Origin of the sequence: Achromobacter sp. HZ34 (assembly GCF_002209485.1) — a bacterium.
Lineage (GTDB): Bacteria > Pseudomonadota > Gammaproteobacteria > Burkholderiales > Burkholderiaceae_B > Bordetella_C.
This window is the reverse complement of the sequence record NZ_NJIX01000004.1, coordinates 363,981-383,277: the sequence shown is the minus strand read 5'-3', so window position 1 is coordinate 383,277 and position 19,297 is coordinate 363,981. Positions and strand designations below refer to the sequence as shown.

Sequence of the window (19,297 nt, the reverse complement as noted above, 5' to 3'; positions counted from 1 at the left end):
CCTGCTTACCTCAAGCCGGATACTTCCGCTTGTCCGGCGCGGGCGGGAAGTACTGGTACAGCCAGGTTTCGCTCAGGACTTTCTTGTCCTTGATGCGGCGGATGAACATGCGCATCTCGACGGGCTCCACGCTGTCGCTGGTGGGGTACCAGTCGAACATGGCACGGAAGCCCTCGACGGCGGGGTGCAGGGCGAAGATCTGCTGGTCGCGCGCCTCGCCGTGGCTGATGGTCACCACGGATTCCAGGCGTTCGTTCTTGTCCATGCCTTGCAGCGGACCGCCGACGAAATCGACGGCGAAGCGGCGTGCCCACTTTTCGGGATAGTGCTCGCCCGGCGCCCAGCCTTCGAGGAAACCACCCATGCCGGAACGCGTGGCCAGCACTTGCGCCAGGGTCGGCTTGACCGGCGGCAGCGCCGCCCAATGCAGCTTGTAGCCAAAGCGCAATTCCGCACCCGCCTTGACCGGCTCCTGCGGATTCCAGAAAGCCACGATGTTGTCCAGGGTCTCGCCCGTGGTCGGCAGCTCCATCAGGTCCACGGTGCCCTTGCCCCACTTCGTGGTGGGCTCCACCCACAGGCTGGGCCGGCGGCTGTACCAATCCACGGTGTCCTGGTAGGTGGCGAAGTCATGATTGCTCTGTACCAGACCGAAACCGCGCGGATTCTCGTCCTGGAAGGTGCTGAAAGCGATGCGCTCGGGATTGTTCAAGGGGCGGCACAGCCACTCGCCATCACCGCGCCACATCGACAGGCGGTCTGAATCATGGATGTTCGGATGGATGGTGTCGCACATGCGGCGTTCATAGCCGCCGCAGCTGAACATGCTGGTCATCGGCGTGATGCCCAGCTGCTTGATGTCGCGGCGCGCATAGATATACGAGTCGATATCCATCACCACGCGGTCCGCCAGGCAATCGATCTCGAACCGATAAGCACCCGTGGCGCTCAGCGAATCGAGCAGCGCGTACAGCACGAAGCGGGTGGCGTTGGCCGCCGGCGTCTCGAACCAGAACTCGGTGAAATGGGGAAATTCCTCGGGCACGCCGGCGTAGGTGTTGATCGCCAGGCCGCGCGCCGACAGGCCGTATTGCCCGGTGTTGTCCACCGCGCGGAAGTAGCTGGCGCCCAGGAAGGAAACGATGTCGTACTTGGCGATGTTCGGCGCCTTGAACACTTTCAGGCCGGAAAAGCCGAGATCGCCCTTGAGCTGGCTGACGTCCACGCCGCTGTCGGCGTAGTTGAACAGCTCCGGCCGGAACGGCACTTCGCGTACCACCGAGGTCTTGGGATCGATGGCGTGCATGCGCACCGGCTGGCGGAAATCCATGCCGACGTGGAAGAACTGCACGTCCAGCTTGCCGTGCACGTCCTGCCACAGGGAATGCTTGGGATCGTACTGGATGGCATTGAACTGCTGCGGCGTCATCTTCGACAACGTCTCGGGCAGTTTCTGGCGACCATCGATGAAGGTTTCGCCAGCCAGATCGCGCGCGCGCGTCTGCAGTTGCTTGAAATCGAATTTCGCGCCTGTCCCTGGCTTGCTAGGGTCCTGTGCGTAGGCGGAAGCGGCGAATAGCGCGCCGGCGGGCAAGCCGGTGGCGGCGGTCAAGGCGGTGAAGGCCTTCAGCAATTTTCTACGATGCATGGAAACGAAGCGAGCCGGGATATGCGGATTAATGAAAACGGATGCCGGCGTCGTCATTCTATGTGGCGGCGGCCGGCATCCGTGCGTGGCTAAAGCGTACAACATTCAGCGATTTTCATTTGAGAACATACGATGACATCCCGTCAACGAGGCCTTTTACACGTGCCCCCCACGTGGCGCGCGAGCCCTCCTTTGGCGTTCAAAAGCCCCTTTCCAGGCTGCAATCACGGTCGCATTGACCTTTATCAAGGCGTCTCGGCGGCGCCTGCCTAGACTGGACGACGGGGTAATCCTGCCCCTGATCCTGCCCGATCTGCGCCTTACCGCGACACGGAAGCGGGCGCGCCGTGGGAGAGCCCGCCATGAACCAGCACATCGACACCGAAGCCGTCAAAACCTATTTCCTGGACCTGCAGCACCGCATCGTCTCCGCGTTGGAAGCCTTCGACGGCAAGGCCTTCATGGTCGATCCCTGGCATCGCCCGCCCACCGACCCGCTGTGCGGCCACGGCCGCAGCTGCGTCATCGAGGAAGGCAACTTCTTCGAACGGGGCGGCGTCAATTTCTCGCACGTACAGGGCGACACCCTGCCGCGCGCCATCGTCGACCAGCGCCCCGCCCTGAAAGGCTGCGGCTTCGAAGCGATGGGCGTCTCGCTGGTCCTGCACCCGCGCAATCCCTACTGCCCGACGGTGCATATGAACGTCCGCCTGTTCGTCGCCACCGGCGGCGCCACGCCGGTCTACTGGTTCGGCGGCGGCATGGACCTGACGCCCGTCTATGGCAACGAGAATGACGTCCACCATTTCCATGCCACCTGCCGCGACGCGCTGGAACCCTTTGGCGACGATCTCTATCCCAGCTTCAAGACCTGGTGCGATGACTACTTCTATCTGCCGCATCGCAATGAAGCGCGCGGCGTCGGCGGCATCTTCTTCGACGATTTCAATGAATTCGGCTTCCAGGCCGACTTCGCCATGACCCGCAACGTCGGCAATGCCTTCCTGGACGCCTACCTGCCCGTCATCACGGTGCGCCAGCACATGCCTTATGGCGAGCGCGAACGGGACTTCCAGCAGTTCCGCCGGGGCCGCTACGTCGAGTTCAACCTTCTCATCGACCGCGGCACGCTGTTCGGCTTGCAGAGCCGCGGCCGCACCGAATCCATCCTGATGTCCATGCCGCCGGTGGCGAAGTGGCGCTATGATTGGCGGCCAGAGGCGAATTCAGAGGAAGCGCGGTTGACGGAATACTTCCTGCCGCGGCGGGATTGGCTGGCCGGCAAGCCGGCTTCCGCTGCCCCGACGCAATCCCGGTCCGAGCTCGATCCTGGCAATCCTGGTCTGTCACACGCGGCCGCTCCCGGCCATTCAACAGCTGCGCTGCCGTCCTGATCTCCAAAGATACGGACGCTGATCGAAACTGGAGATTGTGATGCCCCCCTCTGCCCCTTCCTCCGCCCCCTCTTCCGCTCCCCCGGCGATTCCCGCGAGCAAGCCGAAAGCCAAGATCCCGCTCGGGCTGGTCGCGGGCGTCATCGCGCTAGTCGCGGTGCTGATGATTCCCCTGCCGGCGGACCTGCCGGTGGCGGGGCACCGGATGCTGGCCATCCTGGTCTTCGCCGTCGTGGTGTGGATTACCGAAGCCGTGTCCTACGAGGCCAGCGCCATCATCATCACGGCGCTCATCGCCTTCCTGATAGGCACTTCGCCCAATATCCAGAATCCGGCTGTCGAGTACGGTACCTCCGCCGCCATCGGCATGGCGCTGACTGGTTTTTCCAACCCGGCGCTGGCGCTGGTCGGCGGCGCGCTGTTCATCGCGGCGGCCATGACCCACACCGGCCTGGACCGCCGCATCGCCCTGTTGACCTTGTCCAGGATCGGCACCAGCACGCGCCGCGTCCTGATCGGCTGCGTGGCCGTCACCATCGTGCTGAGCCTGGTGGTGCCCAGCGCCACGGCCCGCAGCGCGGCGGTGGTGCCTATCATGATGGGGATCATCACGGCTTTCGGGGTAGAGAAGCGTTCCAATGTGGCGGCGGGGATCATGATCGTGGTGGCCCAGGCCGTCAGCATCTGGAATGTCGGCATCCAGACCGCCGCGGCGCAGAACCTGCTGACCGTCGGCTTCATGGACAAGATGCTGGGCCAGCGCGTCACGTGGGCGGACTGGCTGATTGCCGGCGCGCCGTGGGCCGTCATCATGTCGGTGGTGCTGCTGGTCACCGTCCTCAAGCTGATGCCGCCGGAAGCCAATGCAATCACTGGTGGCCGCGAGACCATAGACGGCCTGCTGGCGGAGCTGGGGCCCATGACCGGTCCGCAGAAGCGCCTGATGTGCGTATCCATCCTGTTGCTGCTGGCGTGGGCCACGGAAGGGCGGCTGCATCGCTACGACACGACGGCCACGACGTATTTCGGGCTGGTGTTGCTGATGCTGCCGCGTATCGGCGTGATGACGTGGAAGGACGTGCAGTCGCGCATTCCGTGGGGGACAGTCATCGTGTTCGGCGTCGGCATCAGCCTGGGCACGACCCTGCTGACCACCCAGGCCGGCAGGTGGCTCGGCGAGCAGGTCGTCATGCACACGGGGCTGGACAGCGTGGGGGCCGTGGGTATCTTCGCCATCCTGGCGGCGTTTCTCATCGTGGTGCATCTGGGCTTCGCCAGCGCCACCGCGCTGACCTCGGCCATGTTGCCCATCCTGATCTCCGTGCTGACCACGCTGCCGGGCGAATTCAGCCGCCCCGGCATGACCATGTTGCTGGGCTTCACCGTCAGCTATGGTTTCCTGCTGCCTATCAACGCACCGCAGAACATGGTGTGCCTGGGCACCGACACCTTCGATGCGAAGCAATTCGCCAAGGTCGGCATCGTCGTGACGATCATCGGCTACGTGCTGATGCTGCTGATGGCCATGACCTGGTGGCGCTGGCTGGGCTGGATCTGAGAAAAAAGTCTGGCAGCGAGCATCCCCCGATCATCGCGATCGGGGGATCAAATGGTTCCGCCGCGCAACAACAATCATCTTCTCCATCTACCAAGCCAACGCCGACTCGGAACCAATTTCCCTCGGATGTCAACGAAGAGTCTCTTGCGACCAGACTGTCTGGACACGCAGGTGTATATCAACGTGACGAAGAGGTGATCTATGGACTACGTAGCTCCAGTTTGCGACGACACGCCCAAAAAATTTGGCGATGTCATCTTCGAGATCAAACACACAAGCGAGGTGGTCGATTTCGTTAACGACGGAGGGTGCGGTGGTAGTGGTGGCAGCGGAAGCGGCTCCGGCGGATGCGGCGGCAGTGGATCCGGGGGTACAGGGTCTCGCTAGATAGCAAGCTCCTTGGCTGTTCATTTTCAGGGGCAACCAAGAAGCGTGGAACATCGTTTTCCAGCTCTCACTCACGGCATCAATATTCATGTCACAGAAGCAGTTGTACTTTGTGCGAGGCTTCGACGTCGCCAGGACGCATTCCAGCGTCCTTTTGCTGGCGCCTGCAATCTCCATGCGGATTCGGGATCAGTCAATTTTGATCCGCTTGGAATCCCTAAAAGCTCACAGACTCACCTATGTTGACGAAAATAGCGAGATCGTGAAGCAGCTGACATCTGATCCTGGTTTAGTTGCATTTCTGCAGAACCAAGCCGGCATATTGGTCGACGTTACAGAGATATCTGGCGAGAACGCTCGATTCAAGTCCGTAAAGCTATATACAGACCGCCCAGGCGATGCAGAACGATGGATGGAATACCTGCACAGAGAGGGCTGTCCCCCCGTAGAGATAAGCGGCTGCGAGAGCTTCGACTCCGCCAGAGCAAGCAAAAGTACAGATTGCCTCTTCGTGGTGCTGCTCGCAGACTACGACGCCTCCTTTATAAGCGCTATCTACGACGCCATGGATGTCCGTGAGAGGCATGGTGCCCTGACGTCATACGTTTACGGAAATCAGTTCTGGATAGATGGCCTCTTCATGAAAAGCGCGGGGCTGCCTTCTCATTTCAGCCACGTGGAGAAGTGGAGGAGCCTGGAGTATGGAAATAAGAAAGCTGGCTCAGGTTGGCCCGCCTTACTCGACTTCTTCGCTGCAGAACATTGTGCTTATCAGAATCCTTATGCCGTATCCGATGTCGAACTCAGCGTCGCCGTATTTCATCTGCTTCAAAGAGTCGTAGAACTCACGGGCGTACCGCGCAGAGGGGTTCATCTGGATGACCTCCTATCCGCAATCAGAATTGATATATCTACTGGTGTAGCTTGCAGGGAGATAGCAGTGGAATGGCAGCCCGATCCCACGCGGGGCGATGCAAGATGAGAGTTCCGCACCAGCGCTATACGGAGCTCGGCTTTGAAGACGTACATAGCGAGATTCGGGAATTCCATGCAAAGCAACAGTACGCGCTACTGCGGCAATTGAGATCGAGAGGCAGGCTCTTACTCAACGTATCGCCTGAAAAACTGCTGGATTTCATTGGCAACGAACTTGAGTTTTGGCCCGGGCTGGAAGGTGAGGTGCTTCTTCCGCCTCCCCGAAGAACCGAGGCAGCCTTGGTTCGGAAAAACTCGAAACTCGGGTTTTCCGACGAGGAAGCAGTGCCTTTCGATGTCATCGCCCAACTCATATCAGACGCTCTCACATACACCGAATTCGACGGGACGTTTAGACACCGCATGTATCCATCAGGCGGGGCGTTGTATCCCGTCGAAGTTTTCTTGTGCCGTCTCTCGCCCAATACACCTGGGTGGACGGAAGGCGAACCTGTCTATCACATCCGAGCAAATAGCAGATGTCTTGAAGCGATGTGCATAGACGAACCTGACGATCTTAGGGGACTACGGGATTGCCTATCCGGATATGACGACGGCATTGGACGCCCACATTTTGCGCTGGTGTACGCATCCTATCTCGACAAGGTCATCTTCAAATACAAATATCGCGGTTACCGGAATTCGTTGATGGAAGTCGGATCGATGTACCAGTTATGCGATTTGTACTCGGCCCAATTCAAGTTGAGGAATCGAGTTTGGGCAGGCTTCCACGACGGTCATGTGGCCAGCAAGCTCCGGATTGACATGACGAGCATGCTGCCCTGTGTAGTGCAGTTTTTCGGGAAATGACATGTACGCCCAACGAAAATTTCCACGCTCAACGGTTGACCATCCTACGTACTTCATCAGAGAGTCCACGATCAATCTCCATATACCTGGAGTCTGCTGGTCGGCGGATGACTACAGCCTTGGTGCAAGTGGCGTCGGCAAAGGCCACAGTGCGCTGAAGGCCGGCATCGGGGAGTTTTTCGAACGGCGGCACTTTTGCACTGCCGTTTCCGTCGACCGCTACGGCAGGCTGACTGATCTCATGGACGATGACGAATCGGCAGAGTGGGTCACCGCTCTCCAGCAGACTGGAGACGCCGAATCAGAAAAGATAAAAAGCCACATATTTGCGCTGACCAAGGTAATAGACCTGCGGACAGACGAACCGAAGTACGTCCCAACGTGCACCATTCGAATTCATCCTATCCATGGCCGGAAGACCGACGACTTCTTTCGATTTCACGATACCTCAGGATGTGCTGCGCACACGGACGCCCAGGAAGTCATTGCGGGATCGATGAAAGAGCAAATTGAAAGACAATCGCTCCTATTGTTTTGGCTAACAGGAAGCTGTGGACTGGTGGTTAGCCGCGAGATTGTCATCGAAGCGTTGAAAGCATACGAAGTATTGCACCGAAAGTTGGAGCGACAGGGAGTCTTGGAGATTCTTGACATAACTCTCCCTGGCTGCCCCGGTTACGCAATATTGATAGTCTATCGGGGCGTACAAAAGAGCGCGGCCATCCAATACTGTCCCGGGCTAAGCTTCGCGCTCGACCTCCCCAGCGCGATACGCAAGGCTTTTAAAGAGCTTTGGCAGAACTTCAACTTCCTGATCGCCATGAATTCGCGAGGCAGCTCCCCCTCATCTGTAAGTGACAGGTACACGCTTCATTTCCTTCGGTCGAATACTTTCGAAGTGGCTGAAGATGTCTGCCGCAAAACGGGGCTGACTATCTACCAACGCCGACCTGTCAAGGCATATGGAGCGAGCGACTTGGCAGCGTATATCCAACGCGTCTTCCCTATTTCGTACTTGTATCTCAATTCAGCAGCCATCGGCACCATACCTGTCTACTTTTGCAAGCTGCTTAGTCCAGGCATGTTTCTCAACATGGACAATTCACAGTGCAACAATATCGAAAACCGCGTAACCAAGCCATACGCTGAAATTATCCGACCCGATCGCATGTCCCGCATGGTCCCTTTTCCTTGAAGGAGACAGTTTGAAATCATTGACCGAATGCATCGGCATTTTCATCGTCGAGCAGCTTCGAGAGCCTGTCGGCATATTCTGGTCGTTCGTTGCGCCGATTGCTTACCTCGTCCTGTCTTCGGTCAAGGACGGCGAACTTGCGCTTGGCGCGGATGAGTATGTCCAGAAGGCGGCCTGGTGTCTCGCCTATCTTGCCCTGGTTACCGCTTCCACGGGATTCGGGCTTTATCTGATCGGCCGCAGGGAAAGTGGTTTCATCAGATCCTTCTTGTGGGACCCGTCGAAACGGCTGCGCTTCGTCCTTGCGCAGTACCTTGCCTCCCTCGCTTTGGCGCTGTCGTATGGAACAGCGTTCGTCGCCATCACCGCAGCCACGATCACGGATGTGGGCATCGCGCCTGCTGTTTTCCTGCTCGGGAAATTTGCCGTGACAGCCGCGCTATTCATGTTTGCCGCCGCCATCTTCGCCGCGCTGCCTATCACCTTTTCTACGGCAAGCGCTGTCCTTTCCATCGCCATTACGATCATCGTTGTCGCGGGATTCTCATCGAAAATATTCCTCACGTACGGGCATTCATACCTGGCTTATGTGAACCCATTTTTCACCGCCGCGCATTTCATGGCGGCGTCCATACCGCAGCCGTATGCCGCCAACGTGCTTGGCGGACAGCTCGTTTTCCTGGGCCTGCTGGGCGCGTATGGGATCGCGCGTTTGCGTGTCAATCCGGAGTGGAGCAATCGATGACGGATCATGTGCTGGACGTGCAGGACCTGGTGTTTCATCGCAAGGATCAACTGGTCCTGGATCGTGTGTCGCTAGCGGTCGAGCGGGGCAAGATCGTAGGCTTGCTTGGCGCCAATGGCGCCGGCAAGACGACCCTGTTCGACGTCATCTGCGGCCTGCGCCGGCAGGAAGCGGGAAGCATCCGCGGCGTGCCTGTGCACCGGATCGCCTATCTCACCCAGGTGATCACCGTGCCCGACGCATTGCAGCTCGGCGAATTGGCGCGCCTGGTGTATGGCCTGGCGGCACCCGGAAGAATCCCGACAAAAGGGACGCTGGATCAGTGCAAGCCCAAGATCCGGAAAAAATTCGAGAGACTCTGGCATCGCCGCGCGCATGCCTGCAGCTATGGAGAAAAGCGCTGGTTCATCCTGATGGTCATCCTGGCGATCGACGCCGATCTCTACATCCTGGATGAACCCACCGCCGGTGTCGATCCGGAATATCGCTTCTACATCTGGGAAGCCCTGTCCCAGCTCAGGGAAAAAGATAAATCGGTGCTGTTCGCCACGCATCTCGTCACGGAAGTCGAGCGGCACGCCGACGCCTTCTACTTCCTGAAGGAAGGCACCCTCCGCCGTTTCGATGACGCCGCATCCCTGATGCAGGAATGCGGCGCCGAGAGCCTGGAAGAAGCCTTCGTCAACTACGTGACGCGATAACACTTGCCGCCGCCATGGAGCACGCCGCAACGTGTTCCCTTTCGCTACCGCCTACTCATCGTCGTTCAGGCGCGGTTCCAGCCACATGGCGTTCATGATGCCGAAGAACACGGCCGCGGCCAAGCCCAGTATCCAGGTGAAATACCACATATCGTTCTCCCGTTGATTCGATTCAATACAGCGTGTGCTGGTCGGTCTCGATGGCATGGTTGGTCACGCGGCCGAACATGACCTTGTAGACCCAGCTCGTGTAGACCAGGATGAGAGGCAGGAACACGATCACGGCGACCAGCATGATTTCCAGGGTCAGCGCGCTGGACGTCGAGTTCCACGCCGTCAGGCTGTGCACGGTGTCGGTCGAGGACGGCATGACGAAGGGAAACATGGAGAAGCCCGCCGTCAGGATGATGCCGATGATGGCCGCGCCTGAACTCAGGAACCCGCCCGCGCCGGAATGCCGGCCCGACAGCGCCGCCGCGCCGGCCAGGCCCAGCAGCCCCAACGCAGGCGCGACCAGCATGGCGGGCCAGCGCGCATAGTTGTCCATCCAGGCACCGGCCGCCGCCACGGCGTTGCCACCGGGCTGCACGCGGAAACCCACCAGGGCGGTTGCCACCCACACCCCCGCCAAGGCGAACAGCACCAGGCCGGCCAAGCCTGCCCAACGCTGGGCCCGCGCCGCACGGGCCCGTACCGCGCCATCGGTCTTCAGCTGCAACAGCGCGGCGCCATGCGTCACCAGCATGCACAGGCTGACCAGTCCGCACAGCAGGGCGAAGGGGTTCAGCAAGGCGAAGAAGCTGCCGGTATAGGTCGACCGCAAGTCGGCATCGAACTCGAACGGCACGCCTTGCAGCAGGTTGCCGAAGGCCACGCCGAACACCAGCGCCGGCACCAGGCTGCCACCGAACAGCGACCAGTCCCAGAAGCCGCGCCAGCGCGGATCCGAGATCTTGCCGCGATAGTCGAAGCCCACCGGCCGGAAGAACAGCGCGAACAGGACCAGCAGCAAGGCGACGTAGAAGCCCGAGAACGCGGTGGCGTATACCCGCGGCCACGCCGCGAAGGTGGCGCCCCCGGCGGTGACGAACCATACCTGGTTGCCTTCCCACGTGGCGCCCACGGCGTTGACCACCACACGGCGCTCCGTATCGTTGCGCGCCACGAAGGGCAGCAACACGCAGGCGCCCATGTCAAAACCATCGGTAAGGGCAAAGCCGATCAGCAGCGTGCCGATCAGCGCCCACCAGATCACTTGCAAAACGGTGTAATCGAACATGGTGGGCTCCTTAAGCCGACTTGCCGGCCAGGGACGGCAGACCCGGTCCGCCCATCGGCTCGGGATGGTAGTCCGGCCCGCGGCGGGCGTAGCGCACCATCAGGAACATTTCCACGATGAGCAGTCCGGTATAGAAGAAGATGAAGCCGGCCAGGCTGAAGTACAGGTCGCCGGGCTGCAGCGTGGAGGCCGACAGGCGGGTAGGCAGGATGCCCGCGATGGTCCACGGCTGCCGGCCCACTTCGGCGACGACCCAGCCGAACTCGGCGGCCAGCCACGGCAGCGGTATCGCCCACACCGCCCAGCGCAGGAACCAGCGGTAGCGCGGCAAGTCCACCAGGCGCCGGGCGCTGAACCAGAAGGCCAGCAGGAAAGTCACCAAGCTCAGGATGCCTATGCCGACCATGAGGCGGAACGACCAGAACACCGGCGCCACGGGCGGTACGGTGTCCGCGGCGGCGCGGTCGATCTGCGCCGGCGTGGCATCCACCACCTTGTCGGTGTAGTGCTTCAACAGCAGGCCATAGCCCAGGTCTTTCTCGTGCGCGGCGAAGCGTTCGCGCGCCAGGTCGGACGTATCGCCCGCGCGCAGGTCGCGCAGCGCACTGTAGGCCAGCATGCCGTTTTCGATACGGGCGCGGTTTTCCTTCACCAGGTCCTTGATGCCCACCACCGGTTCGGACACGGAACGGGTGGCGATCAGGCCCAGGGCGTAGGGGATGCGCACGGCGTAATCCGTGCGCTGCTCCGCCTGGTTCGGCACGCCGAACAGGGTGAAGGACGCGGGCGCCGGCTGGGTTTCCCATTCGGACTCGATGGCGGCCAGCTTCATCTGCTGCACCTCACCGGTGGTGTAGCCCGATTCGTCGCCCAGCACGATGACCGACAGCGTCGATGCCAGGCCGAATCCGGCGGCGATGGCGAAGGACCGCTTGGCGAAGGCGATGTGGCGCTTGCGCAGCAGGTACCAGGCCGAGATGCCCAGCACGAACATGGCGGCGGTGACATAGCCCGCCGACACGGTGTGCACGAACTTCACCTGCGCGATCGGGTTGAACAGCACGGTCGACAGGTCCGTCAGTTCCATGCGCATGTTCTCGTAGTTGAAGTGCGCGCCGGCGGGGAAGTTCATCCAGCCGTTGGCGACCAGGATCCACAGGGCCGACAGGTTCGAGCCTAGCGCCACCAGCGTGGTGACGACCAGATGCTGCACCCGCGTCAGCCGGTTCCAGCCGAAGAAGAACAGGCCGACGAAGGTCGACTCCAGGAAGAAGGCCATCAGGCCTTCGATGGCCAGCGGCACGCCGAAGATGTCGCCCACGTAGTGGGAGTAGTACGACCAGTTGGTGCCGAACTGGAACTCCATGGTCAGGCCGGTGGCCACGCCCATGGCGAAGTTGATGCCGAAGAGCTTGCCCCAGAAGCGGGTCATGTCCTTGTAGATCTGCTTGCCCGTCATCACGTAGACGGACTCCATGATCACCAGGATCCAGGACAGGCCCAGGGTCAGGGGGACGAAAAGGAAGTGGTACAGCGCGGTAACCGCGAACTGCAGGCGCGATAGGTCGACGACATGACTATCGATCATGGCCGGTCTCCGAGGGTTGCGTGGGGGATCCGACCAGGGCGGCGGAAACTTGATTGGGACCGAAGGAGGCGTTCTTCTGCGGATTCGAGAAGAAGAGAAGCTGCAGCACCACCAGCAGGGTCAGCTTGACGATCACCACCAGTGCGATTTCACGGGCGGTGGGATGGGCGCGGCCGAACGCTCCGGCGCGCGCGAGTAAGGACGGACATCGTTTCCTGCTCACGGCTCACCTCGTCGAAAACGTGTATCGCCTGGGGGGCGGGCGTACAGCGGATACGGGCGATACGAAAGGAAAGAAGGAAGCGAAACGCGGGCGTGGTGGGCGCGCGCGCCGACAGCACCGGGCCGTGCGGCTTGAACCGGCCGGCAGATCAGGGGGCATGGGACGATCTCCGTGTAGATACAGCGAGATTGTTCGCGTACCTGCGGGGGGGCGCCATGATCCAGGTCAAATGAGTCTAAGGGAAAGGGGGCTGGAGGGGTATTGAAACTTGCTCGGGCGGGGGAGTGTGGGGTAGCGGATACAGGTTTGTGGCGTTCGGTGCTGGCGAAGAGCGTTTTTTATTGTGGGGGGTAAACCCCCACGCCCCCTTCTTTGGGCTAGCGCCCCATGGCTGGGGGCGGGGCGCTGCTGGCGGAGGCCAGGCGAAGGCGTTGGATGGTAACGGTGCGCGGCTGCCTTGGCCTCAACGATGCCTTGCTTCGGCATCAGCACGATACGTCGCCGCCTTGGCATCAACACGATCCGTCGCTGCCTTGGCATCAAGACGATGCGTGGCCGTCACTGCATCAAAGCGAAGCGCCGCCGCAGACTATGATTTGCTGGCCGGTGATGGCGCCTGCGCCAGGGCCCAGCAGGAAGGCGGCCACGGCGCCGATTTCTTCTGGGCGGACGAAGCGGCCCAGGGGCGGGAGCCGGGGCGGGGTGCCGCCGCGGGCGGGGTCGCGCAGCATGGGGGTATCGGTGGCACCAGGGGCAATGACGTTGACCGTGATGCCGCGTGGGGCCAGTTCCGCGGCCCAGGAGCGAGCCATGCCGTTCAGGGCAGCCTTGGTGGCGGCATACTGGCTGCGCCCGGCCGCGCCATTGGCCGTGCGGCTGCCCACCAGGACGATCCTGGCGCCATCGGGCAAAGTGGGCGCCACGGCGTCGACCAGCACTTCGGCCGCGTGCACGTGGATGCGCCACATGGCCTCGCCGTCAGCGGGATCCAGCTGCCCCAGTGGCGCCGTACGCATGAAGCCGGCCGCATGGACGACGGCGTCCACCGCCCCAACGCGACGCAACGCCGCGCGCAGGGCCACGTCGTCGGTCAGGTCGACCTGGACGTGATGCGACGCAAAGCCGACCGTCCCGCCATGGTCATCCATCCTGCCGCCGCCGCCCGTCCCTCCGCCACCGTCAGTCCCGCCGCCCCCCCTTTCGCCGCGGTCGTCTGTCGCATCAGGGCCGTCCGTCGCGCCGCTCGCAGCGTGATCGCGGACCGGCGCAGGGCTGCGGTCCAGCCCTACCACCGACCAGCCCGCGGCGCGCAAGGCCGCCGCGATGGCGGCGCCTATGCCGGAAGCGGCGCCGGTGACCAGCGCGCGCGCCGGCACGGACGGCGCCTGCGCAGCCGTGCCGGGAAGCGCAACCGGGGACGGGCCGCCCATCATCGCCGCCCCCGCCATTACTTATAGTCCTTGGCCTGCTGCCGCACCTTGGCCACATCGAAGTTGTTGATCTCGTCGATCAGCGCATTGGTATAGAAAGCGCTGTAGTCGCTGATCTTGAAATCGTTCATCTCCGCTTCGGTCTTCAGCTCCTGCACATTGATGCTGCCCATCTTCGCGCCCGCATAAGGCGGTTCATAGAGCTTGATGCGGCGGCTGATGGCCTGCAGCACGGCGGCCACGGCGGCTTCCTCGCTGCTGCCGCGCGGCGCGGTCTCCGGGTACATGCGCAGGAAGGCCTGCGCACCGGCCTTGGGATTGGCCAGGATGAACTGCGAGGCCTTGCACACCGTGCGGCCGACACCCACCACCATGGGCCGCTGGCTCTCCAACGTCTGCACCCGCGTTTCCAGGAACTGCCCGCCCACCAGCGGCAGCTTGGCCGGCCGCGGCACCAGCTTGAACGGAATGCCCGCCGCCTCGATCTGGCCGAAACCCGTGTCGTAATAGGCCAGCGCGTCGATGGCGCCGCGCTGCAGGGCCACCCCGGCCGGTACGCCATTGCCCACCGCGATCCACTTGAAATCCTTGTCCGGATCCAGGCCCAGCGAACGCATCACATTGCGCGTCACCGGATAATCGGTAGCGCCGAAATCCGACACCCCGATACGCTTGCCCTTGAGCTGCTCGTAGCTGGTCACCGTGGCATCCGGCGCCACCGCGATATCCCATTTGTAGGGATAGGTGTATTGGTAGAAATTCTTCGAGGTCTTCCACTCGCCCTTGGCCAGCAGGGGCAGGCCGAAAGAAGGCACGCCCACACCGACGTCGACATCGCCACGGTCCACCGCCACCTGCACATTGCCGTTGGTGCCCAACGCCAGCACGTTGAACGCCAGTCCTTCCTCCTTGGCGTAGCCCAGCACCTCGCCGATGGCCAGGTTGATGACGATGGGACTCATGGCCTTCAACCCCACGCCCAGCTTGACCGTGCGCAGGTCGGCCGCGCAAGCCGTACGAGGCCGGGCCGCCAGCGCCGCGCCGATCGCACCCGCCGTGAAAAGAAAATGTCTCCGTTCCATCCGCATGTTGTTCTCCTTGTGTGCCTGGTTCAGTACTTCTATTTCCGGTTTAAGGCATTGCCACTTATCCACAGGCCGGCGCCGAATCCGGCGCCGCGGCGTACCCGCCGGGTCGTCAGTTGGATAAGCAGCTTCAACGTTTATTGCGATCCGCCCAATGCACCACGCGCTTTTCCAATCTGCGTACCACTGCGTGCAGCAGGATGCCCATTGCACCCAGGATGACCAGGGCGGCGAACACCCCGGCCACGTCGGTGACCGCCTGCGCCTGGGTGATGACCACCCCCATGCCCCGCTGCGCGCCCAGGAATTCGGCAACGATCGTCCCCAGCAGCGCGTACACCACCGCCATGTCCAGCCCGGCGAAGATATAGGGCGCCGCGTTGGGCAGCTTGACGATGCGATAGGTCTCCAGGCGGCTGGCCGACAGCGAACGCATCAGGTCGATGCGTTCCGGCTCGACCGCGCGCAGGCCGGTGAAGCTGTTGATCAGGATCGGAAAGAAGGACAGCAGCGCGGCGATGGCGATCTTCGAACCGTCGCCAAAGCCCAGCCAGATGACGATCAAGGGCGCGATCGCCACCTTGGGCAGGCTCTGCAAGGCGAAGGCATAGGGCATGAGCAGGCGCTCTATCGTGCGACTCTCCGCCATCAGCGACCCCAGCACCAGACCGGCGCCGGTGCCGATGGCGAAACCGATGGCCGCGTTGCAAAACGTGCTCCATAAAGGCAGGTAGTAGCCCGTGGGACTGGCCGGCGATACCGCCAGCCCGGACTACAGGGCACGCACCACCGCCAGCGGCTCGGGCAGGATGTAGGACGGTACGTGCAGCAGCCGCACGCTCAGCCACCAGGCGGCGATGAGCACGGCCAGTCCCGCCAGGGTGATCCAGGAGGTTTTGACATCGCCGCGGGATTTGCGGCGACCCGCTACGCGGGCGCCCGCTGGCGGATTGATGCCACGTGGCAAGGCGGATGCGGCGGCAGGGCCGTTGGACGCAATGCCTGTCACGGCATCGGCTTCACGCGCTGGCGCGGCATAAGCGTCACGTTGGGGGGCCGGCTGAGCGGCCGCAGGATGCAGGGTGGTGCTCACTCGATCTCTCCCTGGGCATTGAGCAGCCCACGAATCTCGCGCGCCAGGCGGGCATATTCCGGATGGCTGATGATGGTGTCGAAGCCGCGCGGCCGGGGAATGTCCACTTTCAGATCGCACAGCACCCGGCCTGGACGTGCCGACATGACCACCACGCGATCGGCCAGGAAGATGGCTTCGGAAATACTGTGCGTGATCAGGATCACGGTCTTGCCGTTGGCCTGCCAGATGCGCTGTAGCTCCATGTTCATGCGTTCGCGCGTCAAAGCGTCGAGCGCGCCGAAGGGCTCGTCCATCAGCAGGGTGCGCGGATTGCGGACCAGCGCCCGGCAGATTCCCGCGCGCTGCTGCATGCCGCCCGACAGCTCGTAGGGATAGCGCGCGCCGAAGTCCGCCAGGCCCGTCATCTGCAGCAGGTCATCGACGCGCACCTCGCCGGGCGCATGCTTGCCGCCGACACGGGTAGGCAGTTCGACGTTCTGGCGCACGGTCAGCCACGGCAGCAGATTGGCCGCCTGGAACACCACGCCGACATCGCGCGAGGGGCCGTCGATGCGCCTGCCTTCCAAGGTCAGTTCGCCTTCTTCGCAATCATCCAGGCCGGCCAGCATGCGCAACAGCGTGCTCTTGCCGCAGCCCGATGGGCCGACGATGCTGACGAATTCGCCATCGGCGATATCCAGGTCGACACCGTCCAGGGCGCGCACCGCGCCGGTCTGCGTTTCGTAGGTCTTGGCGGCCGCGCGCATGCCTATCAAGGGCGGCCGCGGCGCCGGCGGCTCCACGCTATGCAGCCGCGGCTGCGTATTGCTCCACATGTCTCTGTCTCCTTCCGACGCGCTTGGGGCGCATCGTGTCGGCGGGTCGGGCTGACGCCTTGTGGCGTTCTAGTGCTCGACCCTGCATACATACAGCTTGGGTGCAGCGTCCACGCGTCGCGCCACGCTGCCTTGTGGCCAACGGCCGCGACTACGCCGCCGCTTGTACCGTCAGCCCCGCCGCCACCAGCGCGGCATCGATGGCGCGCAATTCCTTTTCGCTGGGCGCGTGCGTGGGCGGACGCACCGTGGCGCTGCGGATGATGCCCGCGCGCGCCATGGCGGCCTTCATGCGGCCGTGGGCTTCACCGGTGGGCTCGCCCGCGCCGTACACGGCGTCCTTCAGCGGCGTGATGCGCGCCTGTACCGCCATGGCCTGCTTCAGGTCGCCGGCCCGCACGGCTTGCAACAACTCATGGATCAGGCCTGGGACCAGGGAAGCAAAGCCCACCAGCGCACCGTCTATCCCCTGCACCATCGAAGCCAGCAGGTATTCGTCATGGCAGGTCAACAAGGCTTTGGTGGGATCGGCCGCGCGGATGGCCTGCAGATCGCGCGCGTACTTGTTCATTTCGCGGGTGCCGATCTTGAAAGCCGCGACGTGCGGCGAACGCGCCAGTTCGGCCAGCAAGTCGGAAGAGAACGATGCACGGGTCCATGCCGGATAAACGTGCACGATCAACGGCAGGCCGCTGGCCTTGCCGATTGCCGTGAAGTAGTCCAGGCAGTGCTCGGGCTTGAAACCGAAGCGCAGCCAGTGGTGCGGCGGCATGATGTCGAGCCCGCGCGCCCCGGCCTCCTTGGCCATGCCGGCCTGCTCCACGGCATCGTTGATGCCTTCGCAGACGATGGAGGAAATCACCGGACACATGTCGCCGACCGCCTCGACAGTCAGGCGCGTGACGTGGGCGCGTTCGCGCGGCGTCAGCGAGAACACCTCGCCGGTGTGACCATTGGTCATCAGGGCGTGGATGCCCGGCTGGCCCGCCAGCCAGCGCGAGAAGCGCTTGAGCTCCGGCTCGTCGATGCTGTAGTCCTGATTGAAAGGCACGGCGATAGCCGGGATGATGCCGTTGAAATCGATACTGGACACTGCTGTCTCCTGGGTACGTGGCCCGGTCTCTGGGGTGGACCTTGGGGCGTGGGGTAAGAACTGGGAAATGAACTAGGTGATGCGTGGTGACGTGACCTGGCGCGCTGCGCCGTTGGGTTTGATAGATGCCGCCGGCGAACCGGCGGCCGGCGAGGTATATCCGCCCGTCGTCTGCAAGGCCTTGGACAGTTCCGCCGCCGCCGCCAGCAGGGGCGCGGCCGTGGACGCTTCGAAGGCGGACAGCGATGTATTCATGGCCGGTGCCGCCACGCTGAGCGCGGCCAGCGGCACGCCGTCGGCGTCCAGCACGGGCGCCGCGATGACGAACAGGCCCGACACGGTTTCCTGGTTCGACAGGGCATAGCCGCATTCGCGCACCGCCGCCAGGCGTTCGAGGATGGCCGGCAGTTCGGTAATGGTGGTGTCGGTCAGGCGCTCGCGCGGCTGCGCCTCCAGCACCTGGATCTGCGCGTCGCGCGGCAGCCAGGCCAGGATGGCATGGCCGACGGCGGTCGAATAAGCTGGCACGCGGCTGCCGATACGGATATCCACGCCCAGGCGCGTCAGCCCTGCCTGTATGCGTTCGGCGTAGATGACGTCGGCGCCTTCCAGCACGCCGACCGACGCCGCTTCATTCACCTCGCCCACCAGTTGGCGCAGGATGGGCCGGCTGCGCGCACGCAGGTCGGAACGGGCGATGGCGTTGAAGCCCAGGTCCAGCACCTTGAACGACAGGCGGAACAGACGGCTGTCGGGCACGCGCTGTACGTAGCCGATGTCGACCAGGGTATTGAGAAAACGGAAAGCGGTGGCGTTGTCCATGCCGCAGCGGCGGGCAACGTCCGCCATGGTCAGTTCGGGCTCGCGCGCGGTGAACGCTTCGAGGACGCGAAAGCCCTTGGCGAGGGACTGGACGGTGTTCTTGCCTGCCTTATCGGCAGCTTTGTCGGCTTTCTCACCGGCTTTAGCGGCCGCGTGCCCGTCCGGCTTGTCGTCCATCGTGCTGGCGTCTTTCATCGTCGCGTTCCTGTCGAATCGAACCATCAGTTCGGAATGCGAATTTTAATTCGTTTAATGGGGCTAAAAAATGGCGCGTTGCGCTTCATGTCTGTCTCCATCGCTGGCGCGGGGGCATGCCCTGACCGCACTGATCTCTTCGAATTCGGAATGCGAACTTTAATTCGATCTTTTTTATAGCCTAACGCCGTCCGTGCACGCCCACAACGGCGGGGACGCAAATTTCCACTCAAGGTTTTCCCGTAGGTCGATTGACAG

Annotated in this window: 18 protein-coding genes and 1 pseudogene; 7 read left to right on the top strand and 12 right to left on the bottom strand. The window is 62.6% G+C overall.

Going from position 1 to position 19,297, the window contains the following annotated elements; all coding sequences use genetic code 11:
• Positions 1–10: 10 nt before the first annotated feature.
• Positions 11–1,648: a glucan biosynthesis protein gene (locus tag CEY05_RS18290; protein WP_088597651.1), complete on the bottom strand. Its 1,638-nt coding sequence runs from the start codon at positions 1,646–1,648 to the stop codon at positions 11–13.
• 362 nt (positions 1,649–2,010) lie between these two features.
• On the opposite strand from CEY05_RS18290, the pseudogene hemF reads away from it, so the two are divergent.
• The 7 genes and pseudogenes from hemF to CEY05_RS18255 all read left to right on the top strand — a co-directional run.
• Positions 2,011–2,925: pseudogene (gene hemF / locus CEY05_RS18285) on the top strand (oxygen-dependent coproporphyrinogen oxidase); the annotation flags it as partial.
• A gap of 157 nt (positions 2,926–3,082) precedes the next feature.
• A complete protein-coding gene (locus CEY05_RS18280) occupies positions 3,083–4,600 on the top strand; it encodes a DASS family sodium-coupled anion symporter (protein ID WP_088596918.1) in 1,518 nt (505 codons plus the stop codon).
• A gap of 475 nt (positions 4,601–5,075) precedes the next feature.
• The gene (locus CEY05_RS18275; protein ID WP_088596917.1) at positions 5,076–5,969 is read left to right on the top strand and encodes an McbB family protein; all 894 of its coding nucleotides are present in this window, start codon (positions 5,076–5,078) and stop codon (positions 5,967–5,969) included.
• A complete protein-coding gene (locus CEY05_RS31455) occupies positions 5,966–6,772 on the top strand; it encodes a SagB/ThcOx family dehydrogenase (protein WP_198952824.1) in 807 nt (268 codons plus the stop codon). Before CEY05_RS18275 ends, CEY05_RS31455 begins: the two co-directional genes overlap by 4 nt.
• A 1-nt stretch (position 6,773) precedes the next feature.
• Positions 6,774–7,967 (top strand): YcaO-like family protein, encoded by a 1,194-nt coding sequence (locus CEY05_RS18265; protein ID WP_088596916.1) that lies wholly within the window; start codon positions 6,774–6,776, stop codon positions 7,965–7,967.
• 10 nt (positions 7,968–7,977) lie between these two features.
• Positions 7,978–8,712: a hypothetical protein gene (locus tag CEY05_RS18260; protein WP_088596915.1), complete on the top strand. Its 735-nt coding sequence runs from the start codon at positions 7,978–7,980 to the stop codon at positions 8,710–8,712.
• The gene (locus CEY05_RS18255) at positions 8,709–9,413 is read left to right on the top strand and encodes an ATP-binding cassette domain-containing protein (RefSeq protein ID WP_088596914.1); all 705 of its coding nucleotides are present in this window, start codon (positions 8,709–8,711) and stop codon (positions 9,411–9,413) included. Before CEY05_RS18260 ends, CEY05_RS18255 begins: the two co-directional genes overlap by 4 nt.
• Before the next feature lie 51 nt (positions 9,414–9,464).
• On the opposite strand, the gene cydX is transcribed toward CEY05_RS18255, so the two are convergent.
• The 11 genes from cydX to CEY05_RS18210 form a co-directional block, all read right to left on the bottom strand.
• The gene (gene cydX, locus CEY05_RS18250) at positions 9,465–9,563 is read right to left on the bottom strand and encodes a cytochrome bd-I oxidase subunit CydX (RefSeq protein WP_088596913.1); all 99 of its coding nucleotides are present in this window, start codon (positions 9,561–9,563) and stop codon (positions 9,465–9,467) included.
• A gap of 22 nt (positions 9,564–9,585) precedes the next feature.
• Entirely contained in the window at positions 9,586–10,692 is a 1,107-nt protein-coding gene (gene cydB / locus CEY05_RS18245) for a cytochrome d ubiquinol oxidase subunit II (RefSeq protein WP_088596912.1), read from the bottom strand.
• 10 nt (positions 10,693–10,702) lie between these two features.
• On the bottom strand, positions 10,703–12,280 hold the full coding sequence (locus tag CEY05_RS18240; RefSeq protein WP_088596911.1) for a cytochrome ubiquinol oxidase subunit I: 1,578 nt from the start codon (positions 12,278–12,280) through the stop codon (positions 10,703–10,705).
• On the bottom strand, positions 12,270–12,503 hold the full coding sequence (gene cydP, locus CEY05_RS30990; protein WP_143220491.1) for a cytochrome oxidase putative small subunit CydP: 234 nt from the start codon (positions 12,501–12,503) through the stop codon (positions 12,270–12,272). The genes CEY05_RS18240 and cydP overlap by 11 nt, the downstream gene beginning before the upstream one ends.
• Positions 12,504–13,069: 566 nt before the next feature.
• Complete coding sequence (locus CEY05_RS18235) at positions 13,070–13,951, bottom strand: SDR family NAD(P)-dependent oxidoreductase (RefSeq protein WP_143220489.1); 882 nt, start codon at positions 13,949–13,951, stop codon at positions 13,070–13,072.
• Positions 13,951–15,015: an ABC transporter substrate-binding protein gene (locus tag CEY05_RS18230; RefSeq protein ID WP_088597648.1), complete on the bottom strand. Its 1,065-nt coding sequence runs from the start codon at positions 15,013–15,015 to the stop codon at positions 13,951–13,953. Before CEY05_RS18230 ends, CEY05_RS18235 begins: the two co-directional genes overlap by 1 nt.
• Positions 15,016–15,148: 133 nt before the next feature.
• On the bottom strand, positions 15,149–15,682 hold the full coding sequence (locus tag CEY05_RS31450) for an ABC transporter permease (RefSeq protein ID WP_255407775.1): 534 nt from the start codon (positions 15,680–15,682) through the stop codon (positions 15,149–15,151).
• Between the two features lie 108 nt (positions 15,683–15,790).
• Entirely contained in the window at positions 15,791–16,111 is a 321-nt protein-coding gene (locus tag CEY05_RS31445) for a hypothetical protein (RefSeq protein WP_198952822.1), read from the bottom strand.
• The gene (locus tag CEY05_RS18220; RefSeq protein ID WP_233161584.1) at positions 16,108–16,929 is read right to left on the bottom strand and encodes an ABC transporter ATP-binding protein; all 822 of its coding nucleotides are present in this window, start codon (positions 16,927–16,929) and stop codon (positions 16,108–16,110) included. Before CEY05_RS18220 ends, CEY05_RS31445 begins: the two co-directional genes overlap by 4 nt.
• A 151-nt stretch (positions 16,930–17,080) precedes the next feature.
• Positions 17,081–18,022, bottom strand: a complete 942-nt coding sequence (locus CEY05_RS18215) for a dihydrodipicolinate synthase family protein (protein WP_088596910.1) — start codon at positions 18,020–18,022, stop codon at positions 17,081–17,083.
• Positions 18,023–18,094: 72 nt separating this feature from the next.
• The gene (locus CEY05_RS18210; protein ID WP_233161583.1) at positions 18,095–19,039 is read right to left on the bottom strand and encodes an IclR family transcriptional regulator; all 945 of its coding nucleotides are present in this window, start codon (positions 19,037–19,039) and stop codon (positions 18,095–18,097) included.
• Positions 19,040–19,297: the final 258 nt, after the last annotated feature.

Bases quoted from the DNA above. Each gene is read 5' to 3' on its own strand.
- CEY05_RS18290 (WP_088597651.1), bottom strand. From the start codon at position 1,648: ATGCATCGTAGAAAATTGCTGAAGGCCTTCACCGCCTTGACCGCCGCC.
- CEY05_RS18280 (WP_088596918.1), top strand. From the start codon at position 3,083: ATGCCCCCCTCTGCCCCTTCCTCCGCCCCCTCTTCCGCTCCCCCGGCG.
- CEY05_RS18275 (WP_088596917.1), top strand. From the start codon at position 5,076: ATGTCACAGAAGCAGTTGTACTTTGTGCGAGGCTTCGACGTCGCCAGG.
- CEY05_RS31455 (WP_198952824.1), top strand. From the start codon at position 5,966: ATGAGAGTTCCGCACCAGCGCTATACGGAGCTCGGCTTTGAAGACGTA.
- CEY05_RS18265 (WP_088596916.1), top strand. From the start codon at position 6,774: ATGTACGCCCAACGAAAATTTCCACGCTCAACGGTTGACCATCCTACG.
- CEY05_RS18255 (WP_088596914.1), top strand. From the start codon at position 8,709: ATGACGGATCATGTGCTGGACGTGCAGGACCTGGTGTTTCATCGCAAG.
- cydX (WP_088596913.1), bottom strand. From the start codon at position 9,563: ATGTGGTATTTCACCTGGATACTGGGCTTGGCCGCGGCCGTGTTCTTC.
- cydB (WP_088596912.1), bottom strand. From the start codon at position 10,692: ATGTTCGATTACACCGTTTTGCAAGTGATCTGGTGGGCGCTGATCGGC.
- CEY05_RS18240 (WP_088596911.1), bottom strand. From the start codon at position 12,280: ATGATCGATAGTCATGTCGTCGACCTATCGCGCCTGCAGTTCGCGGTT.
- CEY05_RS18235 (WP_143220489.1), bottom strand. From the start codon at position 13,951: ATGGCGGGGGCGGCGATGATGGGCGGCCCGTCCCCGGTTGCGCTTCCC.
- CEY05_RS18230 (WP_088597648.1), bottom strand. From the start codon at position 15,015: ATGGAACGGAGACATTTTCTTTTCACGGCGGGTGCGATCGGCGCGGCG.
- CEY05_RS18220 (WP_233161584.1), bottom strand. From the start codon at position 16,929: ATGTGGAGCAATACGCAGCCGCGGCTGCATAGCGTGGAGCCGCCGGCG.
- CEY05_RS18210 (WP_233161583.1), bottom strand. From the start codon at position 19,039: ATGAAAGACGCCAGCACGATGGACGACAAGCCGGACGGGCACGCGGCC.